This window comes from Ideonella sp., assembly GCF_036277275.1.
In the GTDB taxonomy this organism is placed as follows: domain Bacteria; phylum Pseudomonadota; class Gammaproteobacteria; order Burkholderiales; family Burkholderiaceae_C; genus Ideonella.
In genome coordinates this window covers 1-12,558 of record NZ_DASUNH010000154.1, presented here as the reverse complement: position 1 = coordinate 12,558, position 12,558 = coordinate 1, and the positions used below count along the sequence as shown (strand labels likewise).

7 protein-coding genes are annotated in these 12,558 nt (G+C 66.2%); all 7 read right to left on the bottom strand.

All coding sequences use genetic code 11. The annotated features are described in order from the left end of the window. Positions 1 to 1,244 (bottom strand): alpha-L-fucosidase (locus VFY73_RS26685; protein ID WP_329724616.1); only part of this gene is annotated, 1,244 nt, incomplete at its 3' end. 124 nt (positions 1,245 to 1,368) lie between these two features. Continuing rightward, positions 1,369 to 2,727 (bottom strand): GH1 family beta-glucosidase, encoded by a 1,359-nt coding sequence (locus VFY73_RS26680; RefSeq protein ID WP_329724615.1) that lies wholly within the window; start codon positions 2,725 to 2,727, stop codon positions 1,369 to 1,371. After that, positions 2,724 to 4,034 carry a GDSL-type esterase/lipase family protein gene (locus tag VFY73_RS26675; protein ID WP_329724614.1) on the bottom strand — a complete coding sequence of 437 codons (1,311 nt, stop codon included), beginning with the start codon at positions 4,032 to 4,034 and terminating at the stop codon, positions 2,724 to 2,726. The genes VFY73_RS26680 and VFY73_RS26675 overlap by 4 nt, the downstream gene beginning before the upstream one ends. 35 nt (positions 4,035 to 4,069) lie before the next feature. Beyond that, positions 4,070 to 5,734 (bottom strand): DUF5597 domain-containing protein, encoded by a 1,665-nt coding sequence (locus tag VFY73_RS26670; RefSeq protein ID WP_329724613.1) that lies wholly within the window; start codon positions 5,732 to 5,734, stop codon positions 4,070 to 4,072. A gap of 64 nt (positions 5,735 to 5,798) precedes the next feature. Continuing rightward, the gene (locus VFY73_RS26665; RefSeq protein ID WP_329724612.1) at positions 5,799 to 8,933 is read right to left on the bottom strand and encodes a TonB-dependent receptor; all 3,135 of its coding nucleotides are present in this window, start codon (positions 8,931 to 8,933) and stop codon (positions 5,799 to 5,801) included. A gap of 76 nt (positions 8,934 to 9,009) precedes the next feature. Then, positions 9,010 to 10,221 (bottom strand): hypothetical protein, encoded by a 1,212-nt coding sequence (locus tag VFY73_RS26660; protein WP_329724611.1) that lies wholly within the window; start codon positions 10,219 to 10,221, stop codon positions 9,010 to 9,012. 769 nt (positions 10,222 to 10,990) lie between these two features. Continuing rightward, on the bottom strand, positions 10,991 to 12,558 hold a 1,568-nt coding region (locus tag VFY73_RS26655; protein WP_329724610.1), incomplete at its 5' end, for a family 43 glycosylhydrolase.

Sequence of the window (12,558 nt, the reverse complement as noted above, 5' to 3'; positions counted from 1 at the left end):
AGGATCTTGCGCTCGTCGGCATCGATGGTGCCGTCACCGCGCAGCGGCACCGACAGCAGCAGGTTGCCATTCTTCGAGACGATGTCGCACAGGCGGTGGATGACCGTGCTGGCGGGCTTGTACTGGTGGTTGTCGAAGATGCCGCGGCTGTAGTGCCAGTCGCCCAGGCAGGTGTCGGTCTGCCAGGGCAGGGGCTCGATGTTCTCGCGAAAGCCCCGCTCCACGTCCTCGACGAGGCCGGGCCTCCATTCGTCGGGCATGACCTTGCCATTGAGCACGGCCTCCAGCTTGCCGCCGTTCCAGGCCATGCTGGCGTTGTAGAAGTGGGCGGCGATGTCCAGACCGACCTGGCCCAGCGGCAAGGTCGTGTTGTCCATGTAGACGAGGTCGGGCTTGTAGCTGTCGATCAGGTCGCGGCAGCGCAGGAACCAGCTGCGCGTGAAGGCCGGGTTATGCAGCGGCGGCTTCTCGTCCCAGTGGGCCGTCTGGCTCTGCTGCCAGGCCTCGACGCTGCGGATGGTCTTGAAGCCATCGGGCATCACGATGTTGCGGCCGGTGTAGAGATCCTGCGGGTCCAGCCCTTCCCACCACTTGCCCTTGCCGTCGGCCTTGGTCAGGCGGTAGGCGTCGTAGCGCTGGCCGGCATGGGGGCCTTCGGGGTCGTAGCCGTAGGCCGGTTGGAACCAGTGCCAGGCGTGGGCGCTGTGGTTGCTGACGCCGAAGCGCAGCCCGCGCGCGCGTGCCGCCTTGGCCCAGCCGCCGACGATGTCCTTCTTCGGCCCCACGCGCATGGTGTTCCAGGCGTGGTACTTGGAGTTGTAGGCGTCGAGGTTGTCGTGGTGATTGGCCATCGCCACGAAGTACTTGGCGCCGGCCTTGACGTACAGGTCCAGCAGCGCGTCGGGGTTCCAGTTCTCGGCCTTCCAGAGGTTCTGGATCTCCATGAAGCCGAACTTCGTCGGGTGGCCGTAGGTCTTGACGTGGTGGTCGTACTGCCAGTTGCCCTGGATGTACATGCGGCGGGCGTACCAGTCGCCCATCTCGGGTTGGCACTGCGCGCCCCAGTGCGCCCAGATGCCGAACTTGGCGTCGCGGAACCACTCGGGCGTGCGGTAGCCGTCGACGAGCGAGTCCCAGGTGGCGGCGAAGGGCGAAGGCGCGGCTTCGGCGCGCTGCAACGAGGCCGCGGCGGCGGCCGTGCCAAGGAAGCTTCTGCGGGACAGCTTGATTTGGGAGGGTGTCATCGTCTTGGTCAGGAGAGGGGCAGCTGCTGCGTCGCGCCGACGATGGCGGCGATCCCGGCTGGGAAGGATCGTCGTCGGCTCACTGAAAGCCGTGGTGCGCTCCCGCACCACGCGGTCACGGTTGCTAAAGGATGGTGCGGGTGCGCACCACGTCGGCGTAGTAGCGGGCCGACAGCTTGGGCGTGCGTTCGAGCGTCTCGTAATCGCAGTGGACGATGCCGAACCGGCGGCCGTAGCCGTCTTCCCACTCGTAGTTGTCGACGAAGGACCACAGGAAGTAGCCGTCGACCGGAATGCCATCGGCGATCGCGCGGTGCAGTTCGCGCAGGTGGTTGCGCAGGAAGTCGCGCCGGTGCAGGTCGACCACCTCGCCGCCGACCACGCGCTCTTCGTCGTAGCCGCAGCCGTTCTCGGTGACGTAGATCGAGCGATGGCCATAGAGCTCGTGGCACATGCGTGCGGCCCAGTAGATGGCCTGCGGCACCAGGTTCAGCCAGGGGCTGTCGGCCCGCGGGTAGCTGGCGGGCAGCGCCAGCGCCTCGTAGGGCTCACCGCCTTCGCCGGAACGAACGTAGGTGGCGGTGTAGATGTTCAGCCCGAGGAAGTCGGTGGGCTGGCTGATCAGGTCGAAATCGCCTGGCTGCACCTGGGGTGCGTCGACACCTGTGCGGGCGAGGTAGGCGGGCGAGTAGCCGCCGCCGTGGATGGCGCCGAGGATGTGCTCGTTCTTGTCCAGGAACCAGGCCTGGGCCGCTGCGATGTCGTCCGGGGTTTCGGTGACGGGCACGCTGACGTCGCAGTTGTCGGTCAGGCCCACGCGAGTGCCCGGGCCGCCGAATTCGCGCACCGCACGCACCGCATGGCCGTGGGCCAGCAGGGCATGGTGGCAGGTCTGGTTCACCACGGCCTTGCCTTCCCGGCGGCCCGGGGCCTTGCTGCCCAGGCCATACGCCAGCAGCGTGAAGCAACGGATCTCGTTGAGCGTGATCCAGTTCTTGACCAGCGCGCCGAATTCCTTGACCACCGTGTCGGCATAGCGCGCGAAGGCATTCACGGTCACGCGTGATGTCCAGCCGCCACGGTCTTCCAGCGCCTGCGGAAGGTCCCAATGAAACAGCGTCACCCACGGCGTGATGCCATGGCGCGCCATGCTGGCCAGCAGGCGCCGATAGAAGTTGATGCCGTTCTTGTTGACCGGCCCATCGCCTTGCGGGTAGATGCGCGGCCAGGCGATGGACAGGCGGTAGTGCTTGACGCCCAGCGACGCCATCAGCGCAAAGTCGTCGTCGAAGCGGTTGTAGTGGTCACAGGCGACATCGAGCGTGTCGCCGCCGGCCACCTTGCCGGGGACGCGGCAGAAGCGATCCCAGATCGATTCGCCCTTCCCGTCGGTGAAGGCGGCGCCCTCGATCTGCGCGGCCGCGGCGGCCACGCCGAAGACGAAGGAGGGCGGGAAGGGGCTGGAGTAGGTCAGCGTGCTCATTGGGGGTACTTCAAAAGCCGTTGCAGGGTGGGATCCATCGCGCGCTGCCAGATGGCGTAGCCTTTCTCGCTCAGGTGCAGCAGGTCGAACAGGACGTCCTTGGACAGCGTGCCGTCCGGGTTCATCAGTTCGGCATTGATGTCGAGGAAGTGCACGCTGCGCCCGTCGGCGTAGCGGGCGATGAGCTTGTTCACGCGGTTGTTGATGCCCCGCAGGAAGTCGTCCGGCTTTTCGCCGCGCGGGAAGATGGCCAGCAGCAGCACCTTCGTCTTCGGCGACCGCCGGCGAATCTCGTCGATGAGGCGCTTGATGCCGGCGGCGGTGGTCTCGGGAGCCTCGGCGCGATGGCCGGTGTTGTTGGTGCCGATCATCAGCACAGCCACTTTGGGCGTTATGCCGTCGATTTCGCCGTTCTGCAGACGCCACAGGACGTTCTCGGTGCGGTCGCCACCGAAGCCGAGCGCCAACGCATGCAGCGGGGCGTAGTGCTGCCGCCAGACCTCGCGGCCCTCGTTCTCCCAGCCCTGGGTGATGGAGTCGCCGATGAACACGACTTCCGGCGGCGTGCCGGCCGCGACGAGCTGGCGCTTGTCCTCCAGCTTCTGCCGGTGGCGCGGCAGCCACCATTCGACAGCCCAGGACTCGCCAAGCATCGCGGGCGTGACGGATTCGGTCCGGTAGTCGGGGCAGGGCAGGCTCGGGCGAAAGCCGCGGACGATCCGCACATTGGCCACGCTGACCTGGCCGCTGCCGGTGCCTTCGAGCGAGAAGGGCAGGTTCACCTGGGAGAAGTCGGCGTCTTCGCGGGCGAAGCAGCTCATCGACAAGGCGACGTGTTGCCAGCCCTTGCCGGCCCAGGCACGAGCCGGCTGCATCAGGTTCACGGCCCGTTCGCAGCCGTTGCCACAACTCAGCTTGACGCGCACGCTGCCCTTGGCCAGCTCTGCCACGTCGAGATCGAACTCCAGCGTGCCTTGCTGGTAGGGACGCAGGTCCAGCGGCGTGCGGCTCTCGAAACGCAGGCTGACCTGCCAGAGTTCATGCCAATCGAACAGCACCGACTCGCGCTGGCCGGCGTGGCTTGCGGTGCTGGCACCGACGCGGCCGTTGCGGGCGTACTCGGCACTCGGCGGCGGGACGACCACACTGTCGCCCGTCAGCTCGACCTGCTTTTCCCAATGGCCGACCAGGGTACGCCAGATCGCCCCGGGCGAAGGCAGGATGACCAGGTCGGTGGTCGTCTGCGCGAAGGCACTGGTGGCAGCCACCAGCATGGCCACCGACATGGTGGAATGAAACAGCTTCATCAAATTCAACAGTTAGACGATCGATGCGTGGGCGGTCACTGGTAGCGCCCCATCCTGACCTTCAGCACGCGCGGTCGCGCGGTGAAGTTCAGGCCCCAATCGACCTGGTCGCCGTTCCAGCGGCGCTCCATCACCCACTTGCCGTTTGCGTCGAAGCTGCCTTCTTCGGCGCTGATGATCTGGGCCCGGCCGCTGGCCTCGGTGTCGTCCAGGCGCACGCGCGCCTGCTGTCCGACGAGCACGAACTCGTCCTCGGCGATCTGGGCGATCGCCACGCCGCCCACCGCGGTCGCGGCATGCGGCGGCGATTCCTTCTTGTTGCCGGGCCATTCCCGTTCGCCGAACTGCCACTGGCCGAAGGTGACGTGGGCCTTCCAGCCCTTCATCGCCACATGCTGGTCAGCGTGGTCCTCGGGTTCGGCCACGCCGTGGGTGCGGCCCTCGAAGGCCCATTGCGCCCATTGGCGCTGCATAGGCCGGAAGGCCGCATACACCTGGGCGAAGGGCTCGACCATGGCCTTGTCGCTGCGCTTGGCGCCGAGTGGAAAATTGGCGTAGTCGAAGTAGTCGATGCCGAACGGCGCAACGCCGATCGCCCCGCGGCCGAGGATCAGGTAGATGTAGCGCGCGTAGGCTTCGGCATTGCCGAGTTCGGGCACCCACAGCGCGTTGTCGGGGCGCTGGAATTTCTCGAGGTGGGCCTTCACCTTGGCCCACTCGGGGTGGTAGATGTCCGGCCCGACGATGTCGACGTGCGGCGCGGCGGCCTTGTAGATGTCGATCACGTCGTAGGTGGGGCCGCCGCTGGCGAAATTGCTCTTCCACGGCGCGATCGGCTCCAGCGGGTCGCGCAGCGCGTTGTTCACGTACAGCGGCAGGTCGTATTCGGCGCGCCCCGCCTTGGCGATCTCTTCGATGTAGCGCGCAATCGCCCAGGCGTGGAAGTATTCGTCCGCGTAGTCGCCATAGACGGCGCGCCAGGCCCCGTTGGGTGCACCGGGGACAGGCGGCTTCTTGCGCGCCAGGACGGCCGGCGGAACGTCTCGCTCGAAGGCGGCCTGGGCCTTGGGCCCGAAGTCGCGCGCGAGCCCGAACGTGCCTACCTCGTTCTCGACCTGCACCATCAGCACCGTGCGGTGCTGCTCGTCGATCTTCTTCAGGTGACGCATGAGCGCGGTGAAGGCGCGCTTGTCCGCCTCCAGCGTCTGGTCGCCGAACGGCGAGAGGCAGTAGCTGTCCTTGCCGTCCTTGTCGAGCATGCGCGGGAAGCGCTGGTTGTCCAGCTTGACCCAGGCCGGGGTGTACTGCGGGCTGGTGTTCTTCCACGTGCCGAACCAGAGCAAGACCACGCGCAGCTTGCGCTCGCGCGCCTGCTTGACCAGCGTGTCGACGAAGCCGAAGTCGAAGCGGCCCTCCGTCGGCTCGACCTGTTCCCACGCGATCGGTACTTCGACGGTGTTGGCATGGATGTCCTTCACCGCGGCCCACACCTTCTCCAGCGCCTTGGGGTAGTTGCTGGAGTTGTGCGACTGTGCGCCCAGGATCAGGAACGGGGCGCCGTCCACCATCAAGGCATGGCGGCCGTCGCGCTGGACAAGCTGCGGACGCTCCACCGGGCCGGCCATCGCCGCGGTGGCCAGCGGAAGCAGCAGGGCGGGCAGCAGGGTCCTGGTCAGGCGGCGCGAAAGAATTCTCAGCATGGGCGATTCGGGGTGAGGCAGCGCCGGCGGCCAACGGCCGGCGCTGCGGTTGCGGTCAGAACGATCAGAACGAGTAGTTCACCGAGACGCGGTAGCTGCGGCCGGGCTCGAACCAGGCACGGCCCATGTCGCCGATGTGCTGCTGCTGGGTCTGGCGATGCACCACGTCGGTCAGGTTGGTCACGCTGAAGCTCAACGCGAAGTTCTGGTCGACCGTGTAGTTCACCCCCAAATCCCACTGGCCCACGGCCTCGGCCCAGGTGGGCAGGCCCCAGCTGACGTCCTGCGGGAAGGTGCCGTCGGGGTTCATGCGGGCGGGGTCGGCGCTGGTCGCATCGTTGCCGCGCGTGCCATTGACGTCCACGCCCTGCAGGTAACGGCCGCGCCAGTTGTAGGCCAGGCGGGACGACACCGGGCCGCGGTCGTACATGAATGCGACGTTGAATGCGTCACGCGACAGGTACTGGATCGGCAGGTTGTCGAAAGGCACGCCGTTGGTGTCGCAGCCGTACAGGCTCAGGCTGCCGTTGTTGAACGAGCCATTCGGCGGGCAGTAGGCCCGGGTGAACGGCTTGTACAACTTCTGGCGGCTGTCGATGTACGTGTAGTTGGCCGAAATGCCGAAGCCCTTGGCCCAATCCGGCAGCAGCTGGTCCAGGATCGGCAACTGGTCGAAGTAGGTTGAGCCTGCGATCTCGAGGCCGCTCACGCTGCCCTTGGCGACGTTGTCCGGGCCCGTGATCAGGAAGTCCTGCGAGTTGCCGGCCCGGCTCTGGAACGAGCGCAGGTAGGCGGACTTCATGATGATGTCCTTCACCTCCTTGTGGAACACCGCCGCCGTCAACGATTGGCCATGACGCGGATACCACTCGAGCGTCACGTCGTAGTTGTCCGAGGTGATGGGCTTGAGGTGGACGTTCCCGGTGTTCGAGCCCGTGTAGGTGATGTTGGTGACGTTGCGTTGGTCGTCGTAGGTGACGTTCTGATTCAGCTGGATGTACTCCGCCAACTGGTCGAAGCCGGGGCGGTACATCGAGCGCGACAAGGCCAGGCGGCCCTGCAGCTTGTCCGTGAAGTTCATCTTCAGGTTCAGGCTGGGCAGCACATGGATGCGGTCCTGCTCGGCGTCGATCGGCTCGAGGATGGTGTCGAAGCGGGGCACCTCCGGCGGCGCGTTGTCGTAGTTCGGCTCGAACTTGACATAGCCGTGCGCAACCGAATGGGTGCGAACGACGCGCAGGCCCAGGTTGCCGTCGACCGGGTACTTCCAGTCGTCGAAGCCGAAGCGCAGCGAGCCGTAGATGGCCTGCGTGTCCTCGCTCTGCCGGCTCACGTTGGCCGGGTCGTTGTCATAGACCAGCGGCCTCCAGTCGCTGCCCTCGGTCGAGCAGTCCTTGTCGAGGTTGTACAGCGCCTTGCCGTCTTCGCACTGCGCGATCAGCAGCTGGGTCAGGTTGCGGTAGCCGTCGGGGTAGTTCTTCGCCATCGCCAGCGTGGGCACCACGAGCGACGGCGGCCTGCCTGCCATGCCGTTGAAGAAGTTGTCGAACGAATGCACGCGGGTGTTGCCGGCGTAGCGCGGATCGCTCATGTAGCCCAGCGAGCCACGGCTCTGCCAGCCCTGGCCATCGTCGATGCCCGGAAGCTGCCCGGGCACGCTGGTCTGCTTGACGTTCCACGGCTGGGCGATCGAGTACCAGCCGGTTCCGCTGGCGTTGATGTGGTCGGCCTCACGGCCGGTCAGCCGCAGGCCGAAGCGGAAGTCACGCAGCACGGGATCATCGAACTTGAATTTCGCGTCGCCACGCCAGGCGTAGAGATCGGCCTCGGCCTTGCTGCGCGCCGGCATGATGAAATTCCAGTAGTAGTTGGCCGGATTGGCCAGGAACTCTGTCGCCGTCTGGTCGAAGCTGATCTTGGCCGGAGATCCGCTGACATCCAGGCCCATGCTGGGCACGAAGGTGCCGAGCGTCACCACGCCGTTGCTGGCGTTGTGCTTCGCATGGACCCATTGCAGGTCCTGCTGCACCGACCACTGGTCGTCGATCGTCCACTTGAAATTCCACGCGATTTCGCGCGTCTGCGACGTGTTCTCGTGGTACCCCGTATCGGTCTGGAAGCCGAGGCCGCCCGCGGCGAAGTTGTTGGCGCCGAGGCCGCCCTCGGGATAGGTGTAGGTGCCGGACTGGAAGACACCTTTGCTGTCGTACACCGCGTTGTCGATCTTCGAGCGGTACGAGTTCTCAACGCCGCTGAAAAGTGCGTTCTCGACCCCTTGTTCCCTGAAGCCGGAATGAAAGTAGGTCAGGGACGATTCCATCCCGTTCTTCTTCCACTGCAAGGCGCCGTAGACGCCGGCGCGCTCGTTGTCGCTCTCGTTGGTGCGCCACGACGCCGACTTGGGCACCCACACGGTCTCGCCGGGCACGAGGTCCGTGCGCGGGAAGTAGGCATCCAGCTGGATCGAGTCGTTGTGGGTGCGCGTGCGGTTGTACGACACGTCGATCAGCGCACCCCAGTGGCCCGACTCTTCCTCCCACCGGGTGGAGTAGAGCGCCGAAACTCCTGGCGACAGAGTGTTCCCGCGTTCCCCGTAGTTGGCAGAGAGCGTCACCGAGCGGCGCGTGCCCTTGTGATCGAAGGGCAGGGCGGTGCGCAGGTCGACCTGGCCGCTGACGCCGCCTTCGATGAGTTCGGCCGGCGGGTTCTTGTGCACCATCACCGCCGACATCAGCTCTGGCGGCACGTCGGCCCAGGTGAGTTCGCGACCCGGCCAGCCGGCCGAGAACATCTCGCGGCCGTTCAGGGTCGACGAGCCCCACGACAGGCCGCGGATCGAGATGCCCGAGCCCTCCACCGAGAAGTGCTCGGGGTCGCCGCGCGAACGGTTGCGGTCCATGGTGATGCCGACCACGCGCTGCAGGACCTCGGTGATCGACTTGTCCGGCAGCTTGCCCGCTTCGTCGGCGACGACCGAGTCGACGATGTCGTCGGATTCCTGCTTGATCTTCTGCGCCGACTCCAGCGCCTTGCGCTGGCCGGACACGACGATGACCTGCGGCTGGTCCGCGTCTTCCTTGTCTGCGGCCGCACCAGGCGCGGCCTTGTCCTGCGCCAGCACGAGGCCACCGAACAGCAATGTGACTTGCGCAGTCGCCAGCGACAACGCCGTCTTCTTGAATCGAGTTTGTCCCCTCATCTTCAACCTCTGAAAATGGTGTGTGTGTACGCGGCCGGCCTTGCCGGCCGCGTGTCGGATCAGTGCGGGTGTCGGCTTACTGGAAGGTGATGGGCCCCAACAACGTGAGCTCGGTGCCATAGGTCGGGTAGTCCGCCGACGTGCTCGACACCGTGGTGTTCATGCCCTTGCCCGCCGCACCGAACTCCATGGTCCGGATGGGGTAGCCGGCCAGTTCGCCCATCGCGTCCAGCCCCGTCAGCTCGCAAGCCTCGGAGACGGTGAAACCGGACAACAACAGTGCATACGACGTGGCCTCGGCCTGGGGCGGCGTGATGACGCTGCTGAGCTTGACGTTGCAGCTGTTGCCGTCGGCCTTCGTGGCCGTGTGGCCGAGGACCAGCGTCACCGAGACCTGTGCCTTGTCTTCCGGCCTGGCGTCCGGCGCCGTCGCGCCGCTGTTGAACCATTCGGCGTTCTGGGCGAGCCTGAGCTTCAGGGTCGTTTCATCCGTGATCTGAATCCCGCCGCCCGGCGCGGCGATGTTCATGCCCCAGTAGCCGCTGATCCAGGTGTCGCTGTTCGGGTGGTCCGGGTCGAGCGGCTGGATCCGGTAGAAGAACGTGAAGCCGCTGTCATTGACGACGGTGCGCCCGCACCACTCGGGGTCGCTGCACCACCAGCCGTCCTTGTTGCTGCCGGCCGACGTGTTGATGCTGCCGTTCTCCAACGTCGCCGAGCCGTCGGCCATGTAGCCCGTCAGGAAGATCAGCGGGTCCACCGCGATCACGCCGGGCACGGCCGCCGGTGCGTAGGTGTCGTCGCCAGGCTGCTGGGCGATGACCAGGCACGCCCCCTTGGCCAACACACGCAGCTTGCCTTCCTCCACCGTGCACACCGCGGGCGTTTCGGAGGAGAAGCTCACCGGCAGCCCTGATGCAGCGGTGGCCGACAGCTGCAACGGTGCATCGTCCAGGCGCATGAAGTCTGGCGGGCTGAACTGGATCGTCTGTTCTTGTTTGATGATGTTGAACAGCTGCTGCGACTTGGCCGCCGCGAACCCCTCGCCGCCAGCCTGTTCGGCTGTGATCGAGCATTCGCCGGCAGCCACAGGGACCAGCGTCTCGCCCTCGACCGTGCAGACGGTCGGTGTGTTCGACGTGAACACCACGGCCAGGCCCGAACTCGCGGTAGCTTCCAGCGGAGCCGACAGCCCCACGTACCGCACGCCCGGGTAGGGAAAGTCGACGGACTGCGCCTGGCCGGATGCTCCGCTGCCTCCGCCGCCGCAGGCGGTCAGCGCGGCCAAGGAGCAGGCGAAGGCCAGCGCCGACAGTCGACGGGCTGACCGGGGCCAGTCAGCCGTGTGTGCATCGACACAATTGGACAACGTTGTCAATTTGTGCTGTCTCCTCATCTCACTACCTTCTCGCAACAGGTGTTTGGGGTTCACCCCGGGGCGGGGCGTTTGGACGCGGCGCTCGCGCCGCACGGATGGAATGGCCCGATCGGCTCAGGAATCTCGCAAGCGCCGGGCAGGGTTCTCCAGACGCTCCTGCCGGCCCGAACGCGACGTGTTGTCAGCGTTGTGCCCCTGCACGCGATTCGCACGTTCAGCGAGGCAATGCCGGGGCAGGGTGGCGGTGCTCAAGGCGGTATGACCAGTTTGGTCATGCCAGTGTCGCAAATGACCTTGTTTGGTCTTACCAGTGTTAACCCGCGTTTGTACGGTTTCACTCGTAAAAGCGGAGATCTGTGACGCGTTGAAACCCGTATCCTCACGCCCCACACAATCGGTCTGACCACCACACGAAACACGCGAGACAAGGCCATACACAAGGTCGTGATCGTGTCGTTCATGTACTGGCTGCGCGGCTTTCAAGAGAAATCTCCTGTGGTTCCAGTTGCAGTCATGAGGTGGCCGGGGATCACAAGGCCGAAGAAAAGAGAACCTCGCGCGGCGGTGCGACACGTTGTCGCCTAACGCAAGGTTTGAACGAACTCGCAGATGCGCACCTGCACCAACGCCGGTACCACGCGGCCGTCAGCCGAGCACACGTCGATGCGGTGCAGCGCGCTCAAGCCTTCAATCCTCGGTAGACGAAGTCGCGAAACCGCACCTCACCTTCACCGGCGCAGAACAGCGCGATGCGCAGGCTCAGGAAACCGCCGAACACGTTGTGGTGGAAGCCCGAGGTCTCCATCTGCCACGGGTGGGCTGTCCAGGTCTGGCCGTCGGTGGATTGCTCGAACTTCACGACGTGCTCGCGGTTGGTGACGCGCAGGTGCAGCCGACCCCCTGAGGACATCGGTTCGCGCATCCACGTCTGCTCCTGCCCGTAGCCATAGGTCAGCCGCTGGCGGGCGCTGAAGCCGATGCCGGCGAAGCAGCGCTGGTCGTAGAAAAGCGCCAGGCCGGCGTGGGCCTGGCCCGACACCTCCAGCGTGACCTCGGCCTGATAGGCGCGGTCGCCGGTGATGCAGGTCAGCGGCGAGCAGTCGGCGAGCGACGTGCCCTTGCCGCGCATCACCAGGCTTCGGTTCTCGTGGCGCAGGCGCGCGGCCTCGTCAGGGCCGGGCGAGAAGAAGCTCCAGCGCAGGCCGAGCGCGCTCTTCGCGAAGTCGTCCGACAGCGCGAGGCCGGTGGGGGTCGCCCGCCCACCCCTGGGCTTGCGCGTCGGCGCGGCCAGCGTGCCGCCACGAGCGCGGAACCACCCGTCGGCCGTCCACTCGACAGGCTCCAGCAGGGTCTGGCGGCCCAGCGTGCGAAAGCCGTTCTCGTAGCCGTGGTAGACCATCCACCAGTCACCGGCCGGGCCTTCGACCAGGCTGGCATGGCCGCGCGACCACCAGGGCTCGTCGGCGCTCCAGGTGCGCACCACCGGGTTGCGCGGGTCGTCCGCCCAGGGGCCGTGGATCGACTTCGAGCGCGCCACCGTGACCATGTGGCTGGTGGGCGGCCCCGAGGTGCCGCCCACCGCGGAGATCAGGTAGAACCACTCGCCGCGGCGAAGGATCTTCGGGCCCTCGGGCGCGAACATCTCCACCACCCAGTCATCGGGGTAGCGCCAGGGCGAATGCGCATGCTCCAGCGGGCCGTCGGTGGAGAGCCCGTCGTCGGCGAGCCGCACGCGACGGATGCCGTTGACGAAGAGGTAGCGGTTTCCGTCCTCGCCGACCGCATGGCCCGGATCGATGCAGCCGGGCAGATTCAGGTCGATCGGCTCGCTCCACGGCCCGCGGATATCGTCGGCATGAATCACGTAGATCGCCGAGCCGTCGTCGCCCATCGCCGGAATGTAGAGGTAATAGCGACCGCGGTGCTTCACCAGATCCATAGCCCATACATCGCCGATGGGCTTGGTAAGCGCCGCGCAGATCGGCGTCCAGTTCACCAGGTCCTTCGAGTGCCAGATCACCGCGCCGGGGTAGGACAGGAAGGACGAAAAGGTCATGTAGTAGTCGGCACCGTCCTTCAGGATGGTCGGGTCCGGGTGGTCGCCGGGAACGATCGGGTTGCGGTAGTGGCCATCGCCGAGGTCGGCGCGACGTTGGCCTTCAATGCCGACGCCGAAGCGCCGCTCCTGTGATTCCGGAGGCAGACAGTGGGTCGTGCCCGTGGAGGCGTCGCTCGCGATGATGGCGG